General features: G+C 60.0%; 18 protein-coding genes. 15 read left to right on the top strand and 3 right to left on the bottom strand.

Annotated elements, in window-relative coordinates:
* Positions 1-120 precede the first annotated feature (120 nt).
* The 3 genes from dapC to map are packed head-to-tail and all read right to left on the bottom strand — an operon-like array spanning position 121 to position 4,846.
* Complete coding sequence (gene dapC, locus QCL65_RS20315) at positions 121-1,317, bottom strand: succinyldiaminopimelate transaminase (RefSeq protein WP_407311935.1); 1,197 nt, start codon at positions 1,315-1,317, stop codon at positions 121-123.
* Position 1,318: 1 nt separating this feature from the next.
* Entirely contained in the window at positions 1,319-4,024 is a 2,706-nt protein-coding gene (locus tag QCL65_RS20310; RefSeq protein ID WP_407311933.1) for a [protein-PII] uridylyltransferase, read from the bottom strand.
* A 42-nt stretch (positions 4,025-4,066) separates the two neighbouring features.
* Complete coding sequence (gene map, locus QCL65_RS20305) at positions 4,067-4,846, bottom strand: type I methionyl aminopeptidase (protein ID WP_407311931.1); 780 nt, start codon at positions 4,844-4,846, stop codon at positions 4,067-4,069.
* Positions 4,847-5,205: 359 nt separating this feature from the next.
* Between map and rpsB the strand changes: the two genes are divergently transcribed.
* The 15 genes from rpsB (at position 5,206) to rnhB (ending at position 19,806) form a co-directional block, all read left to right on the top strand.
* A complete protein-coding gene (rpsB, locus tag QCL65_RS20300; RefSeq protein WP_249672328.1) occupies positions 5,206-5,946 on the top strand; it encodes a 30S ribosomal protein S2 in 741 nt (246 codons plus the stop codon).
* A 189-nt stretch (positions 5,947-6,135) separates the two neighbouring features.
* Complete coding sequence (gene tsf, locus QCL65_RS20295; RefSeq protein ID WP_407311928.1) at positions 6,136-7,002, top strand: translation elongation factor Ts; 867 nt, start codon at positions 6,136-6,138, stop codon at positions 7,000-7,002.
* A gap of 171 nt (positions 7,003-7,173) precedes the next feature.
* Positions 7,174-7,917, top strand: a complete 744-nt coding sequence (pyrH, locus tag QCL65_RS20290; RefSeq protein ID WP_407311926.1) for a UMP kinase — start codon at positions 7,174-7,176, stop codon at positions 7,915-7,917.
* Positions 7,914-8,471: a ribosome recycling factor gene (gene frr / locus QCL65_RS20285; RefSeq protein WP_407311924.1), complete on the top strand. Its 558-nt coding sequence runs from the start codon at positions 7,914-7,916 to the stop codon at positions 8,469-8,471. The genes pyrH and frr overlap by 4 nt, the downstream gene beginning before the upstream one ends.
* 16 nt (positions 8,472-8,487) lie before the next feature.
* On the top strand, positions 8,488-9,243 hold the full coding sequence (uppS, locus tag QCL65_RS20280; RefSeq protein WP_407311922.1) for a polyprenyl diphosphate synthase: 756 nt from the start codon (positions 8,488-8,490) through the stop codon (positions 9,241-9,243).
* Positions 9,243-10,058, top strand: coding sequence for a phosphatidate cytidylyltransferase (locus QCL65_RS20275; protein ID WP_407311920.1), 816 nt, complete (start codon positions 9,243-9,245; stop codon positions 10,056-10,058). The genes uppS and QCL65_RS20275 overlap by 1 nt, the downstream gene beginning before the upstream one ends.
* Complete coding sequence (ispC, locus tag QCL65_RS20270; protein ID WP_407311918.1) at positions 10,055-11,245, top strand: 1-deoxy-D-xylulose-5-phosphate reductoisomerase; 1,191 nt, start codon at positions 10,055-10,057, stop codon at positions 11,243-11,245. The genes QCL65_RS20275 and ispC overlap by 4 nt, the downstream gene beginning before the upstream one ends.
* 58 nt (positions 11,246-11,303) lie before the next feature.
* Positions 11,304-12,656: an RIP metalloprotease RseP gene (gene rseP / locus QCL65_RS20265; protein ID WP_407311916.1), complete on the top strand. Its 1,353-nt coding sequence runs from the start codon at positions 11,304-11,306 to the stop codon at positions 12,654-12,656.
* Between the two features lie 73 nt (positions 12,657-12,729).
* Positions 12,730-15,081 (top strand): outer membrane protein assembly factor BamA, encoded by a 2,352-nt coding sequence (bamA, locus tag QCL65_RS20260; protein WP_407311914.1) that lies wholly within the window; start codon positions 12,730-12,732, stop codon positions 15,079-15,081.
* 45 nt (positions 15,082-15,126) lie between these two features.
* Positions 15,127-15,642, top strand: coding sequence for an OmpH family outer membrane protein (locus QCL65_RS20255; protein ID WP_407311912.1), 516 nt, complete (start codon positions 15,127-15,129; stop codon positions 15,640-15,642).
* A 2-nt stretch (positions 15,643-15,644) separates the two neighbouring features.
* Entirely contained in the window at positions 15,645-16,700 is a 1,056-nt protein-coding gene (gene lpxD, locus QCL65_RS20250) for a UDP-3-O-(3-hydroxymyristoyl)glucosamine N-acyltransferase (RefSeq protein WP_407311910.1), read from the top strand.
* Positions 16,701-16,812: 112 nt separating this feature from the next.
* Positions 16,813-17,253 carry a 3-hydroxyacyl-ACP dehydratase FabZ gene (gene fabZ, locus QCL65_RS20245; RefSeq protein ID WP_407311908.1) on the top strand — a complete coding sequence of 147 codons (441 nt, stop codon included), beginning with the start codon at positions 16,813-16,815 and terminating at the stop codon, positions 17,251-17,253.
* Positions 17,250-18,026 (top strand): acyl-ACP--UDP-N-acetylglucosamine O-acyltransferase, encoded by a 777-nt coding sequence (lpxA, locus tag QCL65_RS20240; RefSeq protein WP_407311906.1) that lies wholly within the window; start codon positions 17,250-17,252, stop codon positions 18,024-18,026. Before fabZ ends, lpxA begins: the two co-directional genes overlap by 4 nt.
* Complete coding sequence (gene lpxB, locus QCL65_RS20235; protein ID WP_407311904.1) at positions 18,026-19,177, top strand: lipid-A-disaccharide synthase; 1,152 nt, start codon at positions 18,026-18,028, stop codon at positions 19,175-19,177. The genes lpxA and lpxB overlap by 1 nt, the downstream gene beginning before the upstream one ends.
* Complete coding sequence (rnhB, locus tag QCL65_RS20230) at positions 19,174-19,806, top strand: ribonuclease HII (protein ID WP_407311902.1); 633 nt, start codon at positions 19,174-19,176, stop codon at positions 19,804-19,806. The genes lpxB and rnhB overlap by 4 nt, the downstream gene beginning before the upstream one ends.
* Positions 19,807-19,884 lie beyond the last annotated feature (78 nt).

Here is a 19,884-nt window from a genome sequence, read left to right as displayed (position 1 = left end):
AGGAGCCTGGAGTGTCGAGCAGGGCGCCGCAGCGGGCGCATTACTTATATAGGCCGCTTAGCGCCAGGTGGGTTGAAACACACCTGGCGCTAGGCGGATTGCGGATCGACTGGTAGGTCGTTAGCGGCTGGCCAGGAAGCCGCGAATTCGCTCTGCCGCTTCGACGCACTCGGCCAGCGGCGCAACCAGGGCCATGCGCACTCGTCCGGCGCCCGGGTTGACCCCGTCGACTTCTCGCGACAGGTAGGAGCCGGGCACCACCGTCACGTGAGCCTGCTCGAACAACTGCCTGCTGAACTGTGCGTCGTCCATCGGCACCTTGGCCCACAGATAAAAGCTGCCATCGGGTTTCTTGACGTCCAGCACCGGAGAAAGAATCGCCAGCACCGCGTCGAACTTTTCCCGATACAGATCACGGTTTTCGCGCACGTGAGCCTCATCGCGCCAGGCGGCGATGCTGGCCAATTGAGTTTGTACGGGCATGGCGCAGCCGTGGTAGGTGCGGTACAGCAGAAAGGCTTTGATAATATCCGCATCCCCTGCCACAAAGCCTGAACGCAGGCCTGGCAGGTTGGAGCGTTTGGACAGGCTATGGAACACTACGCAGCGCTTGAAATCGCTGCGGCCCAGTTCCGCGCAGGCGCTCAACAAGCCGGGCGGTGGTGCCTGTTCGTCGAAGTACAGCTCGCTGTAGCACTCGTCGGCGGCAATCACGAAGTCGTGTTCATCGGCCAGGGCAATGAGCTTTTTCAGGGTTTCCAGCGGCACCAGTGCCCCCGTGGGGTTGCCTGGGGAGCACAGAAAGAGGATCTGGCAGCGCTGCCAGACTTGCGCCGATACCGCCTCGAAGTCCGGGTTGAAACCATTGCTGTCCAGGCAAGGCAAGTAGTGCGGGGTCGCCCCGGCCAAAATCGCCGCGCCTTCGTAGATTTGATAGAAGGGGTTAGGGCTGACGATCAGGCCGTCGACGTTGCGTTGGGCCACGGTTTGCGTGAAGGCGAACAGCGCCTCACGGGTGCCATTGACCGGTAGCACATGACGGGCCGGGTCAAGCCAGCCCGCCGGTACGTTGAAGCGCCGTTCGCCCCACTGGGCGATGGCCTCGCGCAACGCGGCGATCCCCTGGGTGGTGGGGTAGACCGCCATCTGGTCGAGGTTTTCCGCCAGCGCTTGCTTGACGAAGGCCGGCGACGGGTGCTTTGGCTCGCCGATGGAGAGGGCGATGGGGCGCAGCTCCGGGTTGGGTGTCACTGCTCCCAGCAGGGCGCGTAGTTTCTCGAAAGGGTAAGGCTGCAGATGCGTCAGGGCGTCGTTCATATCAAATACTCAGGCGGTTCAGTTCCACGCCGGCCGTCTGGCTGACGCTCAACTGGTCGACGATGGTGTTTTGTAGGCGGCTGCACAGCTGCGGGTCGGACAGCGGCTGGTTGTTGGCGTCGGTAATAAAGAAGATGTCTTCTACTCGCTCGCCCAGGGTCGCGATCTTGGCATTTTGCAGGGACAGGTCGAACTCCAGGAAAATCTTGCCGATGCGTGCCAACAGTCCGGGCCGGTCCGGCGCGCTCAGCTCCAGCACGGTGACGGGGCGCTGGGCATCGTTATGGATGGTGACCTGGGGCGCGAAGGCGAAATGCTTGAGCTGACGCGGTACCCGCCGTTGGATGATGGTCGGGTAGTCGTCCGGGTTGTGCAGCGCTTCGGCCAGGCCTTGGCGGATCTGCGCGATACGTTGCGGGTTGTCGCCAATCGAGCCGCCGTCGGTGTCGAGCACGATGTAGGTGTCGAGGGTGAACTGGCTGCTCGAGGTGATGATGCGCGCATCGTGGATGTTCAGGTTGAGCTGGTCCATGGCCGCCACGGTTACCGCGAAGAAGTCGTGTTGGTCAGGGGCGTAGATGAAAATCTGCGTACCGCCTTCGAACTCGCGCTGGGTGGTCTCTTTGATCAATACCAAGGGGTCGCCGTGGTCGGGCTGCTGCAAGATCGCATCGGTGTGCCACGCCACGTCGCCTGCGGTATGGCGCAGGAAATAGTCGTCGCCCAACTGCGACCAGAGCTGCTCGACGTCGTCGGGGTCGGTGCCGCCACGCACGAGGATATCGATGGCAGCGTGCTGCGTGCGGCGGATCTGCTCCTCGCGGTCCAACGGATTCTCCAGGCCCCGGCGTAGGGCCCGCTTGGTCTCGGTGTAGAGCTGGCGTAGCAGGCTGGCGCGCCACGAGTTCCACAAGCTGGGGTTGGTCGCGTTGATGTCGGCAACCGTCAGCACGTAAAGGTAGTCCAGATGGATTTCATCGCCCACCTGCTGGGCAAAGTCGTGGATGACCTGGGGGTCGGAGAGGTCTTTGCGTTGGGCGGTGGTCGACATCACCAGGTGGTTCTGCACCAGCCAGACAATCAGCCGGCTGTCCCAGATCGGCAACTGATGGCGCCGGCAGAACACCTCTGCGTCAACCGCGCCCAGCTCCGAATGGTCGCCGTTACGGCCTTTGCCGATGTCGTGGTACAGCCCGGCCAGGTAAATCAATTCGGCCTTGGGTAGGCGCGCCATGAGCTTACTCGCCAATGGGAATTTCTCTGACACTTGCTGGGTGTACTGCAGTTTACGCAGGTGCTTGATCAAGTTCAGGGTGTGCGCATCGACTGTATAAATATGAAACAGGTCATGCTGCATCTGCCCAACGATATGGCCAAACTCGGGCAGGTAACGGCCGAGAATGCCATAGCGGTTCATGCGCCGCAGGTTGCGGTGGATGCCGAACTCGCACTTGAACAGCTCGATAAACAGGCTGGTGTTGCGGATGTCATTGCGAAAGTCATCGTCGATCAGGTGCCGATGTTCGCGCAACAGGCGAATGGTGTCGGCGCGCACCCCTTTAATCTCAGGGTTTTGCGCCATCAGCACGAAGATCTCCAGCATCGCGAACGGCGTGCGTTTGAAGACATTCACATGGGTGGCTTCGATATAGCCGTCGTGCAACTGGAAGCGCGAATTGATCGGCTGGGTGACGCTGCCGTCATCGTCGGCCAGAATCACTTCTTCGAAATGCTGGATGATCAGGTCGCTGAGCTCAGCGATGCTCATGACCACCCGATAATACTTTTGCATGAAGCGTTCGATGGCGAGCTTCGCGTCGCTGTCCTTGTAACCCAGCAAGCCGGCAATACTGCGCTGATGGTCGAACAGCAGGCGGTCCTCGGAGCGGCCCGCCAGCATGTGCAGGGCGTAGCGCACCTTCCACAGGAACTCCTGGGAGGAGGCGAGCAGGTTGTTTTCGCTTTCTACCAGAAAGCCTTCGCCGGCCAGGGCATGCAGGTTCAGGGTGCCGAACTGGCGCCGGGCCACCCAGAGAATGGTTTGAATGTCCCGCAGGCCACCCGGTGAGCCTTTGACGTTGGGCTCCAGGTTGTATTCGGTGTCATTGTATTTGTGGTGGCGTGCTCGCTGCTCGGCGCGCTTGGCCAGGAAAAACTCTTTGCTAGGCCACATGTTGGCCGTGCTGGTGACCTCCAGCATGCGCCGACGCAGGCGTTCCGGGCCGGCAATGGTGCGGCATTCCATCAGGTTGGTGATCACCGTGAGGTCGGCCTGGGCCTCCTCGGCGCACTCATCGACCGAGCGCACGCTTTGCCCAACCTCAAGGCCGATGTCCCACAATAGAGTGAGAAAACCCTCGATGGATTCGCGAAAAACTTCGTGATCTGCGCTTTCCAGCAGGATCATCAGGTCGATGTCGGAATAGGGGTGTAACTCGCCACGCCCATAGCCGCCCACCGCCAGCAGGGCGATATCGGCGTCATCGCTCCAATCGAACTGCTCCCAGGCGCGCTCCAGAAGGTTGTCGACGAACCAAGCACGGTCTTCTACCAGGCGGCGAATGTCGCGGCCTTTATGAAAACGCTCGTCCAGCACTTCGCTCGCGTGGCGAATGGCCTTCTTGAAGGCCGCGATCGGGCTGGCCTTCAGGGCGAGTTCAGCCTGGAACTGGCCGCGGTCGAATAATTCCGGGTCTACTTGGGGCATCTTGAGGCTCGCGAGGTTGGAGGGGCGATGGCCAGCGGCGGCTCAGTTGCTGCGAGGGATCGTGTCGTCACTGCGCAGGGTGAAGATCTCATAGCCCGTGGCGGTCACCACCAGGGTGTGTTCCCACTGTGCCGAAAGCTTGCGATCTTTGGTGATGGCGGTCCAGCCATCACCCAGCAGGCGCGTTTCTGCCTTGCCCTGGTTGATCATGGGCTCGATGGTAAAGGTCATGCCTTCTTGCAGTTCCATGCCCTCGCCAGCGCGGCCATAGTGCAGGATCTGCGGCTCTTCATGGAACACCTTACCGATGCCGTGGCCGCAGTATTCGCGCACCACCGAAAAGCCGTTTTTCTCGGCGTGCTTCTGGATAACCTCGCCAATGTCGCCCAGGCGCGCGCCGGGGCGCACTACCTCGATGCCTTTATAGAGGCATTCCTGGGTGATTTTCGATAGGCGAATGGCCCACTCGGGCACGGTGCCTACATGGAACATGCGGCTGGTGTCGCCATGGTAGCCATCTTTGATCACGGTGATGTCGATGTTCAGGACATCGCCATCCTTGAGCGGCTTTTCATTGGGGATGCCATGGCACACCACGTGGTTCAGCGAGGTGCAGATCGACTTGGGGTAACCTTTGTAATTGAGCGGCGCCGGTATGGCCTTCTGTTCATTGACGATAAAGTCATGGCACAGGCGGTCGAGCTCTTCTGTGGTGGTGCCCGCCTTGACGTGGGGGGCGATCATTTCCAGTACGTCGGCTGCCAGTTGGCCAGCGATGCGCATTTTGGCGATGTCTTCGGGGGTCTTGAGGGTAACGGTCATACAGGCTCTCTCGGCACGCGCGGGCGTGGTGGAATACGGAAGTGAAGCAGATTCTAACAGAGGCCCATGAACCGGTAGGGGCGGGGCCGACGCTTCTTTATATAGAGGAACGATGGGGGCCATTGTCGCGCGAAACAAGGCCCCGCGCAAAAGACGTTGTTGCGCAACGATATTTCAGGTTTCTCTGGCCCAGGTTCTGTGGTATAAAATGCGCCGCTTTCCGGGTACGCCTGGGGAGCGAACAAACCAAAGAACCCACACACGTGTCGACACGATGACCTGGGTGCCTACAGCGTGAACCGCTGCGGGTTGGTCATTGGGATGCGTGGAGGCCTAACCCGACTTATCAAGGAACTATCATGTCCCAAGTCAATATGCGCGATATGCTGAAGGCCGGTGTGCACTTCGGCCACCAGACCCGTTACTGGAACCCGAAAATGGGTAAATACATTTTCGGCGCGCGTAACAAGATCCACATCATCAACCTTGAAAAAACCCTGCCAATGTTCAACGAGGCACTGACCTTCGTAGAGCGTCTGGCCCAGGGCAAAAACAAGATCCTGTTCGTCGGCACCAAGCGTTCGGCTGGCAAGATCGTTGCTGAAGAAGCAGCACGTTGCGGTTCGCCGTACGTCGACCATCGCTGGTTGGGCGGCATGCTGACCAACTTCAAAACCATCCGTGCCTCGATCAAGCGCCTGCGCGACCTGGAAACTCAGGCCGAAGACGGTACTTTCGCCAAGCTGACCAAGAAAGAGGCGCTGATGCGTACTCGCGACCTGGAAAAGCTGGATCGTAGCCTGGGCGGTATCAAGGACATGGGCGGCCTGCCTGACGCATTGTTCGTTATCGACGTTGATCACGAGCGTATCGCGATCACCGAAGCCAACAAGTTGGGCATTCCGGTCATCGGCGTTGTCGATACCAACAGCAGCCCAGAAGGCGTTGACTACATCATCCCAGGCAACGATGACGCTATCCGCGCTATCCAGCTGTACATGGGTTCGATGGCTGACGCTGTCATCCGTGGCCGCAACCACGTCGCTGGCGGTACTGAAGAGTACGTCCAGGACGCACCTGCCGCTGCGGTAGAGGGCTGAGTCGCTGACGCCTGGCGTTGACTCAGTACGCAAGCAAAAAGGGGGCTAGGCCCCCTTTTTGCCACCTCGGATCCCTATCGCCAGTGTATTGATTGCATTGTTTTCGGCAGTAGCTGGCGGGGTCCAAAGATTTGATCGCCCGTGCGAATCGGGTGGAATGGTTGATAACCTATCCAAGAGGATTTTGAAATGGCAGAGATTACTGCAGCGCTGGTCAAAGAACTGCGCGAGCGTACCGGCGAAGGCATGATGGACTGCAAGAAGGCCCTCACCAAGGCCGGCGGCGACATCGAAAAAGCAATCGACGACATGCGCGCCTCCGGCGCCATCAAAGCGGCTAAAAAGGCTGGCAACGTCGCAGCTGAAGGCGCTATCAGCATCAAGGACGACGGCAAGGTCGCCGTTCTGATCGAAGTCAACTCGCAGACCGACTTCCTGGCCCTGCAAGACGACTTCAAGGCCTTCGTAAACGAAAGCCTGGAAAAAGCCTTCGCCGACAAGCTGACCGACGCGGCTCCGCTGATCGAAGCTCAGGAAACCTCGCGGGTTAACCTGGTGGCCAAAGTGGGCGAAAACGTCAACATTCGCCGTTTGGCGCGGGTTGAAGGTGACGTTGTAGGTTCTTACCTGCACGGCAACAAAATCGGTGTGGCAGTCGTTCTCAAGGGCGGCAGCGTCGAGCTGGCCCGTGATATCGCCATGCACGTAGCCGCTAGCAACCCTGAGTTCCTGTTGCCTTCGGAAGTCTCGGCTGATGCCATCGAACGCGAAAAAGCCGTGTTCATGAGCCTCAACGAAGACAAAATCAAAGGCAAGCCAGCCAATATCGTGGAAAACATGGTAGGCGGCCGCATTAAGAAGTTCCTGGCTGAAGCCAGCCTGGTCGAGCAAGCGTTCGTCAAGAACCCTGAGCTGACCGTCGGTGCCCTGGCCAAGCAGGCCGGCGCTGAAATCGTTTCTTTCACCCGTTTTGCGGTAGGTGAAGGCATCGAGAAGCCGGTCGACAACTTCGCTGACGAAGTTGCTGCCCAGGTAGCGGCTGCCAGCAAGCAGTAAGACGGTTTTCCAACTGTCGACAAAAGAGGCTGCCCGCTTACGCGCGCAGCCTCTTTGTCAAAGTGAGAGACGAATTTTGGCTCACGAGGCCGTGATTCCATCTAGAGTTAGCGCAGGCTGCAACGGGTAGCCCGCACAGAATTTTCTACAACGCCGCAGGAGAAACTCGCAATGGCTCAGCAGGTGAGTGGTCGTCAACCTCGCTATAAACGCATTTTGCTCAAATTGAGCGGCGAGGCCCTGATGGGCTCCGAAGAGTTTGGGATTGACCCCAAAGTGCTGGATCGCATGGCGCTGGAAGTCGGCCAATTGGTTGGCATCGGTGTTCAGGTCGGTCTGGTTATCGGCGGCGGCAACCTGTTCCGCGGCGCTGCGCTGAGCGCGGCGGGCATGGACCGGGTCACTGGCGACCACATGGGGATGCTGGCTACCGTGATGAACGCATTGGCCATGCGCGACGCGCTGGAGCGTTCGAACATCGCCGCCATCGTCATGTCGGCGATCTCCATGGTGGGCGTGACCGACCATTACGACCGCCGCAAGGGCATCCGCCACCTGAATTCCGGTGACGTGGTGATCTTCGCCGCCGGTACCGGTAATCCCTTCTTCACCACCGATTCGGCGGCCTGCCTGCGTGCCATCGAAATCGATGCTGACGTAGTGCTCAAAGCCACCAAGGTCGACGGCGTGTACACTGCCGATCCTTTCAAGGATCCACATGCTGAGAAATTCGACCGCCTGACGTACGATGAAGTATTGGATCGCAAGCTCGGCGTGATGGACCTGACCGCCATCTGCCTGTGCCGCGACCACAAGATGCCGTTGCGGGTATTTAACATGAACAAGCCTGGCGCCCTGCTGAACATCGTAGTGGGCGGCGCCGAAGGAACCCTGATCGAGGAAGGCGAGCAATGATCAACGAAATCAAAAAAGACGCCCAAGTGCGCATGCAGAAATCCCTGGAGTCGCTGCTCCACGCGTTCAGCCGCATCCGTACCGGGCAGGCTCACCCGAGCGTGCTGGGTGGTGTGATGGTGCCGTACTACGGCTCCGACACCCCGCTGAACCAAGTCGCCAACGTCACTGTGAAAGATTCGCGCACGCTGCAAGTGGTTGCGTTCGAACGCAACATGTTGGGCGCTGTGGACAAAGCCATCCAGAGTTCCGGTCTGGGCTTCAACCCGACCAACCTGGGTGAGTTGCTGCTGATTTCCATGCCGGCTCTGACTGAAGAAACCCGTAAGGGCTTCACCAAGCAGGCCCGTGATGCCGCTGAAGACGGCCGGGTTGCCGTGCGCAACATTCGTCGCGATGCCTTGAGCCAGCTCAAAGACCTGGTCAAGGAAAAAGAGATCAGCGAAGACGAAGAGCGCCGTGCCGCAGACGACATCCAGAAACTGACTGACAAGTTCGTGGCGGATATCGAAGTAGCCGTGAAGCAGAAAGAAGCGGACCTGATGGCCGTTTAAGGGACTGCCCGTTCACATGGAAAAGACCAAGCTGGCTTTGCCGTCCACTGTGCCGCGACATGTTGCGATCATCATGGATGGAAACAATCGCTGGGCAAAAAAACGCCTGCTGCCCGGTGTGGCTGGCCATAAGGCGGGCGTGGACGCGGTTCGTGCGGTCATCGAGGTCTGCGCCGAAGCCAAGGTCGAAGTGCTCACCCTATTTGCCTTCTCCAGCGAAAACTGGCAGCGCCCGGCCGAAGAGGTCGGTGCACTGATGGAGTTGTTCTTCACCGCCTTGCGCCGCGAAGCGCGGCGGTTGAACGACAATGCCATCAGCTTGCGCATTATCGGCGATCGCTCGCGCTTTCATCCCGAGCTGCAGGCAGCCATGCGCGAAGCCGAGGCGCAAACCGCTGGCAATAACCGCTTTATTCTGCAGATTGCGGCTAATTACGGCGGCCAGTGGGATATCGCCCAGGCTTCCCAGCGTCTGGCTCGGGAAGTCCAGGCGGGCCATTTGCGCCCTGAAGACATCACCCCCGAGCTGCTGCAGACCTGTCTGGCCACCGGGGATCTACCGCTGCCAGACCTCTGCATTCGGACCGGCGGCGAACACCGCATCAGCAACTTCCTGTTATGGCAGCTGGCCTATGCCGAGCTGTACTTCTCCGACCTGTTCTGGCCGGACTTCAAACACGAGGCCATGCGTCGAGCATTGGCCGATTTCGCCTCACGGCAGCGTCGCTTTGGCAAGACTAGCGAGCAGGTCGAGGCTGGAGCCCGTGCCTAATGCTTAAGCAACGCATCCTTACAGCACTGATCCTGCTACCGATTGCCTTGTGCGGGTTTTTTCTGCTCAAGGGGGCAGGTTTTGCCCTGTTCATCGGTGTCGTGGTCACTTTAGGCGCTTGGGAGTGGGCACGGCTGGCCGGGCTCGAAGCTCAGGCCATGCGTATCACCTTCTCGGCGGCGGTCGCTGCCCTGTTGTTCTTCCTGTATCTGGCGCCTGACCTGGCGCCTTGGGTGCTGGGTGCATCGGTGCTGTGGTGGATGCTGGCCACTTACCTGGTAATAACGTATCCCGCGTCCAGCGCACACTGGTCCAGTGTCGCCTGCAAGCTGCTGATCGGCTTGTTGATCCTGTTACCGGCCTGGCAGGGGCTGATCCTCATCAAACAGTGGCCTCTGGGTAATAGCTTGATCCTGACCGTCATGCTGCTGGTGTGGGGCGCCGACATCGGCGCTTATTTCTCCGGCAAGGCCCTGGGCAAGCGCAAGTTGGCCCCAAAGGTCAGCCCAGGTAAAAGCTGGGAAGGCTTTTACGGTGGCATGCTGCTGTGCCTGGCCGTCACCCTAGGTGTCGGCCTGTACGAAGGCTGGGCGGTGGGGCAGATCATCCAGACACTGCTGGGGGCCGCCGTGGTGGTGGCTATCTCGGTGGTCGGTGACCTGACCGAAAGCATGTTCAAGCGCAGCGCCGGTATCAAGGACAGCAGCAACCTGTTGCCTGGGCATGGCGGTGTGCTGGACCGAATCGACAGCCTCACAGCGGCGATTCCGGTGTTTGCGGTATTGCTCTGGGCCGCTGGCTGGGGCGTACTGTGAGCCAGCCTCAATGGATTACCGTGCTGGGCGCAACCGGCTCGATCGGGCTCAGCACCCTGGATGTGATTGCACGCCACCCTGAGCGTTATCAAGTGTTCGCAATGTCGGGTTATAGCCGCCTGACCGAGCTGCGTGCACTGTGCCTAAAGCATACCCCGCGTTACTGTGTGGTACCGAACCCGATAGCCGCCGATGAGCTGCAGCGTTCGCTGCAAGCAGCGGGCTGCGCCACTGAAGTATTGGTGGGCGAGGAGGGGCTTTGCCAGGTGGCGGCGGCGCCCGAAGTGGACGCCGTGATGGCTGCCATCGTCGGTGCGGCAGGGCTGCGACCCACGCTGGCCGCAGTGCATGCTGGCAAGAAAATCCTGCTGGCCAACAAAGAAGCCTTGGTCATGAGCGGCGCGCTGTTTATGCAGGCGGTCCAGCGCAGCGGTTCCGTATTGCTGCCCATCGACAGCGAGCACAATGCTATTTTCCAATGCCTGCCCCAGGATTTCGCCCGTGGGTTAACGGCGGTAGGGGTGCGGCGGATCCTCCTGACCGCCTCCGGTGGGCCGTTCCGGCAGACGCCTTTGGCCGAGCTGGAGCAGGTTACCCCGGCGCAGGCTTGCGCCCATCCGAACTGGTCCATGGGGCGCAAGATCTCGGTCGACTCCGCGACCATGATGAACAAAGGCCTGGAACTGATCGAGGCGTGTTGGCTGTTCGACGCGCGGCCCGAACAGGTCGAAGTGGTGGTGCATCCGCAAAGCGTGATCCATTCGCTGGTTGACTACGTCGACGGGTCGGTCTTGGCGCAGTTGGGCAACCCCGATATGCGCACCCCCATCGCCCATGCCCTGGCGTGGCCGCAGCGGCTGGATTCCGGCGTAGCGCCGCTGGATCTATTCAGTATTGCCCGGCTGGACTTCCAGGCGCCGGACGAACAGCGTTTTCCGTGCCTACGCCTCGCGCGCGAGGCTGCCCAGGCGGGCGGCAGTGCCCCGGCGATGTTGAACGCGGCTAATGAGGTGGCGGTGGAGGCGTTTCTGCAAGGGCGCCTGCGGTACCCTGAGATCGCGCGTATGATCGCAGCAGTATTGGAGCGCGAGGCGGTGGTGCCGGTCGATGACCTAGACGCGGTGTTTGCCGCCGACGGGCGGGCACGAATGCTTGCCGAGCAGTGGTTGAGTCGCCGCGGCCAATAGGTGAAAGTGTGCCCTGGCTACGTTGTTAAGCCCCTGGCCAAGCTGTACGGAGAGAATTATGAGTGCGCTTTACATGATCGTCGGTACCCTGATCGCCTTGGGTGTGCTGGTCACGTTCCACGAATTCGGCCATTTCTGGGTCGCCCGCCGCTGTGGCGTGAAAGTGCTGCGTTTCTCTGTGGGCTTTGGCATGCCGCTGGTGCGTTGGCACGACCGGCATGGTACGGAGTTCGTCGTTGCAGCCATCCCGCTGGGCGGCTACGTGAAGATGCTCGACGAACGCGAGGGCGAAGTGCCCCTCGACCAGGTCGATCAATCGTTCAATCGTAAAACGGTGCGTCAACGCATCGCCATCGTCTCGGCAGGCCCCATCGCCAACTTCCTTCTGGCCCTGGTATTTTTCTGGGTGCTGGCGATGATGGGCAGCCAGCAGATGCGGCCAGTGGTGGGCGCTGTCGAAGCGGGCAGTATCGCTGCCGTCTCGGGGCTGCAGGCTGGCCAGGAAATCGTATCGGTAGACGGCAAGCCCGTGGCCGGGTGGGGGGCCGTCAACCTGCAGTTGGTGCGCCGACTCGGCGAAAGCGGCTCGCTGCAAGTGGTCTCCCGTGACGTCGACGGTGGCACTGAGGCCGCTCATACCCTGGTACTGGATCAATGGCTCAAAGGCTCGGACGACCCAGACCCCATCCGCTCGCTGGGCATCCGACCCTGGCGGCCGTCGGTAGAGCCAGTATTGGCCGAGATCGATCCGCAGGGCCCGGCCCATGCGGCGGGTCTGCAGACAGGTGACCGCTTACTGGCGCTCGATGGTGTACCCTTGGCCGATTGGCAGCAGGTCGTCGATGGCGTGCGGGTCAAGCCGAGCGCGCGGGTCGTCTTGACCGTCCAGCGTGGCGGCGAGCAGCTCGATCTGCCGGTGCAACTGGCTACTAAGGGCGAAGGAAAAGCCGCCGCGGGCTACATGGGCGCAGGGGTGAAACCTGTCGAATGGCCAGCAACGATGCTGCGCGAGGTCAGCTATGGCCCGGTAGAGGCGATTGCCGAGGCGGCGAATCGTACCTGGACCATGAGTGTGCTGACCCTCGAATCACTGAAGAAAATGTTGTTCGGCGAGCTCTCGGTAAAAAACTTGAGTGGACCGATAACCATTGCTAAAGTGGCGGGCGCTTCGGCCCAGTCCGGCGTGGGGGATTTCTTGAACTTCCTCGCTTACCTGAGCATTAGCCTAGGAGTTCTTAATCTGCTGCCCATTCCAGTATTGGATGGGGGGCATTTGCTGTTTTACCTGATCGAGTGGGTGCGTGGTCGCCCGGTCTCCGATCGGGTTCAAGGTTGGGGAATCCAAATCGGTATCAGTTTGGTAGTCGGGGTGATGTTACTGGCCCTGATCAACGATTTGGGTCGACTGTAACGCTTCGCTCAATTGCGAACCTGCCGCACCTGCGGCAGTTTGTTTATTGCCAGTTGGAATAAGAAAGGACTTCATGAAACGTCTGCTGCTAACTGCGGTTCTCGCCGTACTGATGATCGCTGAAGTTCACGCCGAGTCCTTCACCATCTCCGATATTCGTGTCAATGGCCTCCAGCGGGTATCCGCTGGCAGCGTCTTTGGCGCGTTGCCGTTGAACGTAGGTGACCAGGCTGACGACAGTCGCCTGGTGGAATCCACTCGAGCCCTGTTCAAAACCGGCTTTTTCCAAGATATCCAATTGGGTCGAGACGCTAACGTCCTGGTCATCACGGTGGTCGAGCGGCCTTCGGTGTCCGCCATCGAGATCGAAGGCAACAAAGCGATTTCCACCGAGGACCTGCTCAAGGGCTTGAAACAGTCCGGGCTCGCTGAAGGTGAAATCTTCCAGCGCGCGACCCTCGAAGGGGTGCGTAACGAACTGCAACGCCAATATGTGGCGCAGGGTCGTTATTCGGCTACCGTCGACGCCGAGGTGGTGCCCCAGCCGCGCAACCGTGTTTCGTTGAAGATCAACATCAACGAGGGCACCGTCGCTGCTATCCAGCACATCAACGTGGTGGGCAACTCGGTCTTCCCCGAAGAAGACCTCACCGACTTGTTCGAACTCAAGACCACCAACTGGCTGTCGTTCTTCCGCAACGATGACAAGTACGCTCGCGAAAAACTCTCCGGTGACCTCGAACGCCTGCGTTCCTACTACTTGGACCGTGGCTACATCAATATGGACATCGCCTCGACCCAGGTGTCCATGACCCCTGACAAGAAGCACGTGTACATCACCGTTAACGTCAACGAAGGTGAGAAATACACGGTCGGCGAGGTTAAGCTCAACGGTGACCTGAAAGTCCCGGAAGACCAGGTCAAGCAGTTGCTGCTGGTGCAGAAAGGCCAGGTGTTCTCGCGGAAGCTGATGACCACCACGTCCGAACTGATCACCCGCCGTCTGGGTAACGATGGTTACACCTTTGCCAACGTCAACGGTGTGCCCCAGCCCCACGAAGCCGACCGTACCGTAGACGTGACCTTCGTCGTCGACCCTGGCAAGCGCGCTTACGTGAACCGCATCAACTACCGCGGCAACACCAAGTCCGAAGACGAAGTGCTGCGCCGCGAGATGCGCCAGATGGAAGGTGGCTGGGCATCGACGTACCTGATCGACCAGTCCAAGACTCGCCTCGAGCGTCTGGGCTTCTTCAAGGAAGTGAGCGTCGAAACCCCAGCGGTGCCAGGCACCGATGACCAGGTCGACGTCAACTACAGCGTGGAAGAACAAGCGTCCGGTTCCATTACCGCCAGCGTTGGCTTCGCCCAGAGCGCAGGTCTGATCCTCGGTGGTTCGATTACCCAGAACAACTTCCTGGGTACCGGTAACCGTGTGTCCGTCGGCCTGACCCGCAGCGAATACCAGAGCCGCTACAACTTCAGCTATGTCGATCCGTATTACACGCCAGACGGCGTGAGCCTGGGCTACAACGCTTTCTACCGCACCACCAACTACGACGACCTCGACGTCGACGTGGCGAGCTACGCAGTAGACAGCCTGGGCGCCGGTATCAACTTCGGTTACCCGATCAGCGAAACCTCGCGCCTGACCTTCGGCCTCACCGCCCAGCAGGACGAGATCAAGACCGGCACCTACACCGTTGACGAGATCTTCGACTTCATCGACAAAGAAGGTACCAAGTTCCTTAACTTCAAGGCGTCGGCCGGCTGGTCTTCGTCGACCTTGAACAAGGGCGTGTTGCCAACCCGTGGTGCTTCGCAAAGCTTGACCGGTGAAATCACCGTACCGGGCAGCGACCTGTCGTTCTACAAGATCGACTACCGTGGCCAACTGTTTACCCCTATCAACGAAAACTACACCCTGCGCTTCCACAGCGAGTTGGGTTATGGCGACGGCTACGGTTCCACCGATGGCTTGCCGTTTTATGAGAACTACTACGCCGGTGGTTTCAACTCGGTCCGTGGTTTCAAAGACAGCACCCTTGGGCCGCGCAGTACCCCGAGTACCGGTAACCGCCCAGGCACTGCTCGCGACCCAGACCAAGACCCGCTGGCCTTCGGTGGTAACGTGCAGATCACCGGTGGTGCTGAAGTGCTGTTCCCGCTGCCTTTCGTGAAGGACCAGCGCTCGCTGCGTACGTCGCTGTTCATGGACGTCGGTAACGTGTTCGACACCAGCTGCCCAAGCGGCTCGGCCGATTGCACCAAGATCGAGTTGGGTAACATGGCGGTATCGGCTGGTTTGGGTGTGACCTGGATCACTGCATTGGGCCCGCTGAGCTTCAGCCTGGCCATGCCGATCAAGGAACCGACCAACGCCGAAACGCAGGTGTTCCAATTCTCTCTGGGCCAGACTTTCTAAGCGTCTGACTTTAGCTAATAGCAACGAATTTTGTAGGAGTGTACCGTGCGCAAGTTGACTCAAATGGTAGTTCTGGCCGCCACCCTCGCCGCTTCCCTGGGCGCGACGCCGGCATTCGCCGATATGAAAATCGCCGTGTTGAACTATCAAATGGCCCTGTTGGAATCCGACGCGGCGAAAAAATATGCAGTGGATGCCGAGAAGAAATTCGGCCCGCAGCTGACCAAACTGAAAACCCTTGAAAGCAGCGCCAAAGGCATCCAAGACCGTTTGGTCAGCGGTGGCGACAAAATGGCCCAGCCTGAGCGCGAGCGCCTGGAGCTGGAGTTCAAGCAAAAGGCCCGGGATTTCCAGTTCCAGTCCAAGGAGCTGAACGAAGCCAAAGCCGTAGCCGACCGTGAGATGCTCAAGCAGCTCAAGCCTAAGCTCGACGGCGCGGTGGAAGAAGTCATCAAGAAGGGCGGGTTCGACCTGGTCTTCGAGCGTGGCGCGGTAATCGATGTCAAGCCTCAGTACGACATCACCCGCCAGGTCATTGAGCGCATGAACCAGCTGCGTTGATCATGACGGCCACTATGAAGCTCGGCCAACTGGCCGACTTCCTCGGCGCTACTCTGTGTGGCTCCGCGGAAACTGACATCACCGGGCTGGCCACCTTGCAGGAGGCCGGCCCGGGTCAGTTGAGCTTTCTCGCCAACCCCCAGTACCGCAAGTTCCTCGGCGAATGCCGGGCTGCGGCGGTGCTGCTCAAGGCCGCCGACGCGCAAGGCTATGTTGGGAACGCCTTGATCGTTGCCGACCCTTACCTGGCCTACGCACGCATTTCGCACCTGTTCGACCCCAAACCCAAGGCAAGCGCCGGCATCCACGCCAGTGCGGTAGTTGCCCCCGATGCCGTGGTAGACCCTACGGCCTGCGTCGGCCCATTTGCCGTGATCGAAAGCGGCGCACGCATTGCGGCAGGCGTCACTATTGGCGCGCATTGCTTCATTGGGGCGCGCTGTGAAATCGGTGAGGGCGGTTGGTTGGCGCCGCGCGTGACGCTTTATCACGATGTCCGGATCGGGCAGCGCGTAGTCATTCAGTCTGGCGCCGTGTTAGGGGGGGAAGGCTTTGGTTTTGCCAACGAAAAAGGTGTCTGGCAAAAGATCGCCCAGGTCGGTGGTGTCAGTATCGGCGACGACGTAGAAATCGGTGTCAACACGGCCATCGACCGTGGTGCCTTGGCCGACACGCGTATCGGCAATGGCGTTAAGCTCGACAACCAGATCCAGATCGCCCACAACGTTCAGGTGGGAGATCACACCGCTATGGCCGCGTGCGTCGGGATTTCCGGCAGTACCCGCATCGGTAAGCATTGCATGCTGGCCGGTGGCGTTGGCCTGGTCGGCCACATCGATGTGTGCGACGGTGTCTTCATCACCGGGATGACCATGGTGACGCGTTCCATCACCGAACCGGGCAGCTACTCGTCTGGCACGGCTATGCAACCAGCGGCCGAGTGGCGCAAGAGCGCGGCACGCATCCGCCAGCTCGATGACATGTACAAACGCTTGCAGCAGGTCGAAAAGCGCGTCGAGGGCGTGACCCCAGGCGGTAAAGCTTCATCTGATGGCTGATACCAATTCCATATCAAGCGTGAACAGCCGCTAGACTGCCCCTTGATTTGCAATAGGAGCGCGCTGCGTCGGTCGTGCGCTCCCTATCTTTAATACAGGCTTGCCCCACGAAATGATGGACATCAACGAGATTCGCGAATACCTGCCGCACCGCTATCCCTTCTTGCTGGTTGATCGCGTGGTCGAGCTGGATACCGAAGCCCAGACTATTCGTGCTTACAAGAACGTGAGCATCAATGAACCATTTTTCAATGGTCATTTCCCGGCGCATCCCATTATGCCCGGTGTTTTGATCATTGAGGCCATGGCCCAGGCTGCGGGTATTCTCGGCTTCAAGATACTCAACACCAAGCCTGCGGACGGTACGCTCTACTACTTCGTCGGTACCGACAAATTGCGCTTTCGCCAGCCAGTGTTGCCCGGCGACCAATTGATCCTCGAGGCTCAGTTCTTGCGTAAGAAAGGCCAGATCTGGCGTTTCGCCTGCCGTGCGCTGGTCGATGGTAAAGCGGTATGCTCAGCGGAAATCGTCTGTGCGGAACGCGCGCTATGAGTTTGATTGACCCTCGTGCAATCATCGATCCTTCTGCCGTATTGGCGGATGGAGTCGAGGTCGGCCCTTGGTCGATCGTCGGCGCCGGTGTTGAATTAGGCGAGGGGACTGTCGTCGGGCCACATGTGATCCTCAAGGGTCCTACCCGTATCGGCAAATTTAACCGTATCTACCAATTCGCCTCGGTGGGTGAAGACACCCCCGATTTGAAATACAAGGGCGAAGACACTCGCCTGGTGATCGGCGACCACAATGTGATTCGCGAAGGTGTGACAATCCATCGGGGCACCGTGCAAGACCGCTCCGAAACCACCCTGGGCGACCACAACCTGGTCATGGCCTACGCGCACATCGGCCATGACAGCGTCATCGGCAACCACTGTATCTTGGTCAACAATACCGCCCTGGCGGGGCACGTGCATGTAGACGACTGGGCGATCCTGTCCGGCTTTACCCTGGTGCACCAGTTCTGCCGTATCGGTGCCCACAGTTTTTCCGGTATGGGCACTGCCATTGGTAAGGACGTCCCTGCGTTCGTAACGGTGTTCGGCAACCCAGCCGAAGCCCGCAGCATGAACTTCGAGGGTATGCGCCGCCGTGGTTTCAGCGACGAAGCCATTCAAGCCCTGCGCCGCGCTTATAAAACCGTTTATCGCCAAGGTCTGACTATCGACCAGGCGGTGGCCGATTTGGCCGGCCCTGCCGCCCAGCACCCCGAGGTTGCGGTGTTCCTGCACTCGATCCAGAGCTCCACCCGCGGTATCACCCGCTGATGTCACGCGCAGCTCCGCTGAAAGTGGCGTTGGTGGCGGGCGAGGCCAGTGGCGATATCCTGGGCTCGGGTTTAATGCGGGCACTGAAGCACCGTCACCCCGACATCCAGTTCATTGGCGTGGGTGGCCCGCTGATGGAAGCCGAGGGCATGGTGTCTTACTTCCCCATGGAGCGCTTGGCGGTCATGGGGCTGGTGGAGGTGCTGGGTCGCCTGCGCGAATTATTGGGCAAGCGCAAAGCCCTCATCGCTACCCTGATCGCCGAGCGGCCCGATGTGTTCATCGGGATCGATGCGCCGGACTTCACCCTGAACATTGAGCTCAAACTGCGCCAGGCAGGCATTCGTACGGTGCACTACGTCAGCCCATCGGTGTGGGCCTGGCGCCAGAAGCGCGTGCTGAAGATTCGCCAGGGTTGCGACCTGATGCTCACTCTGTTCCCCTTTGAAGCGCGCTTTTACCAAGAACAGGGCGTGCCAGTGCGTTTCGTTGGCCATCCTTTGGCCGACACCATCGCGTTGCAGTCCGACCGCCAGGGCGCCCGTGCCGAGTTGGGGTTGGCCGCCAGTGATGCGGTGGTCGCCTTGATGCCTGGCAGCCGCGGTGGTGAAGTAGGGCGCTTGGGCGCTTTATTCTTCGAAACCGCCCAGCGCCTGTTGGCGCAGCGCCCTGAACTGCGCTTCGTGCTGCCTTGCGCCAATGCCGAGCGCCGGGTGCAGCTCGAAGCCATGCTAGCGGCGCTGCCTCAACCACTGCCGGTCACCCTGCTCGATGGCCGCTCACACTTGGCCCTGGCCGCGTGCGATGCGGTCCTGATCGCCTCGGGCACCGCTACCCTTGAGGCCTTGTTGTACAAGCGGCCAATGGTCGTTGCTTACCGGTTGTCCGGGCTGACGTTCTGGATCCTCAAGCGTATGGTTTCCAGCCCTTATGTTTCCCTGCCCAACCTGTTGGCCCAGCGCATGCTGGTGCCTGAGTTGCTGCAGGACGCGGCCACGCCAGAGGCGCTGGCCCAGGCACTGTTACCCTTGTTGCAAGAGGGCGAAGCGCAAACCAGTGGGTTTGCCCAGATCCACCACACCTTGCGCCGAGATGCATCCAATCAGGCGGCCGAAGCGGTGCTGGCCTTGGTCGACGGAACATTACAATGACGGTGCGCCAATTACCCCTGGGGCTGGACTTCGATTTGGTCGAAGCACTCGTTGCCGGTGTCGATGAGGTTGGCCGTGGGCCACTTTGTGGTGCGGTGGTCACGGCCGCTGTGATCCTTGATCCTTCGCGGCCGATCCGTGGCCTCAATGACTCGAAGAAACTGACCGAAGCTCGCCGTGAAGCCCTTTACGCTGAGATCTGCGAAAAAGCCTTGAGCTGGTGCATCGCTCGGGCCGAGGTCGAAGAGATCGACCGGCTAAACATTCTGCACGCCACCATGCTCGCCATGCAGCGCGCCGTGGAAGGCTTGCACATTACCCCGTCCATGGCGCTGATCGACGGCAATCGCTGCCCGGCACTGTCGGTACCCTGCGCGCCGGTGATCCAGGGTGACGCCAAGGTGCCGGCCATCGCCGCAGCCTCGATTCTGGCCAAGGTCAGCCGCGATCGGGAAATGGCTGCCCTCGAACGGGTCTACCCCGGTTATGGCCTTGGCGCCCACAAGGGTTACCCCACCCCAGTGCATCTGCAAGCCTTGGCGCGCCTGGGCCCGACGCCGATTCACCGGCGCTCGTTCGGCCCAGTGCGCGCGGCTTATGCCGCCGTCGAGCGCCTCGCCCAGCAGTAACCCACACAGGTGGGCTGATGTTTGCGCCAAGGCCCGGTACAATCCGGGCTTTGTCGTTATATGCATTAATAGGATCAC

The organism is Pseudomonas sp. nanlin1 (assembly GCF_045571515.1).
Taxonomy (GTDB): domain Bacteria; phylum Pseudomonadota; class Gammaproteobacteria; order Pseudomonadales; family Pseudomonadaceae; genus Aquipseudomonas.
The sequence above is the reverse complement of the archived record's forward strand: the minus strand, read 5'-3'. Positions and strand labels throughout refer to the sequence as shown.

Excerpts from the sequence above, each read along its gene's own strand:
- dapC (WP_407311935.1), bottom strand. The coding sequence starts at position 1,317 with ATGAACGACGCCCTGACGCATCTGCAGCCTTACCCTTTCGAGAAACTA.
- QCL65_RS20310 (WP_407311933.1), bottom strand. The coding sequence starts at position 4,024 with ATGCCCCAAGTAGACCCGGAATTATTCGACCGCGGCCAGTTCCAGGCT.
- map (WP_407311931.1), bottom strand. The coding sequence starts at position 4,846 with ATGACCGTTACCCTCAAGACCCCCGAAGACATCGCCAAAATGCGCATC.
- rpsB (WP_249672328.1), top strand. The coding sequence starts at position 5,206 with ATGTCCCAAGTCAATATGCGCGATATGCTGAAGGCCGGTGTGCACTTC.
- tsf (WP_407311928.1), top strand. The coding sequence starts at position 6,136 with ATGGCAGAGATTACTGCAGCGCTGGTCAAAGAACTGCGCGAGCGTACC.
- pyrH (WP_407311926.1), top strand. The coding sequence starts at position 7,174 with ATGGCTCAGCAGGTGAGTGGTCGTCAACCTCGCTATAAACGCATTTTG.
- frr (WP_407311924.1), top strand. The coding sequence starts at position 7,914 with ATGATCAACGAAATCAAAAAAGACGCCCAAGTGCGCATGCAGAAATCC.
- uppS (WP_407311922.1), top strand. The coding sequence starts at position 8,488 with ATGGAAAAGACCAAGCTGGCTTTGCCGTCCACTGTGCCGCGACATGTT.
- QCL65_RS20275 (WP_407311920.1), top strand. The coding sequence starts at position 9,243 with ATGCTTAAGCAACGCATCCTTACAGCACTGATCCTGCTACCGATTGCC.
- rseP (WP_407311916.1), top strand. The coding sequence starts at position 11,304 with ATGAGTGCGCTTTACATGATCGTCGGTACCCTGATCGCCTTGGGTGTG.
- bamA (WP_407311914.1), top strand. The coding sequence starts at position 12,730 with ATGAAACGTCTGCTGCTAACTGCGGTTCTCGCCGTACTGATGATCGCT.
- lpxD (WP_407311910.1), top strand. The coding sequence starts at position 15,645 with ATGACGGCCACTATGAAGCTCGGCCAACTGGCCGACTTCCTCGGCGCT.
- fabZ (WP_407311908.1), top strand. The coding sequence starts at position 16,813 with ATGATGGACATCAACGAGATTCGCGAATACCTGCCGCACCGCTATCCC.
- lpxA (WP_407311906.1), top strand. The coding sequence starts at position 17,250 with ATGAGTTTGATTGACCCTCGTGCAATCATCGATCCTTCTGCCGTATTG.
- lpxB (WP_407311904.1), top strand. The coding sequence starts at position 18,026 with ATGTCACGCGCAGCTCCGCTGAAAGTGGCGTTGGTGGCGGGCGAGGCC.
- rnhB (WP_407311902.1), top strand. The coding sequence starts at position 19,174 with ATGACGGTGCGCCAATTACCCCTGGGGCTGGACTTCGATTTGGTCGAA.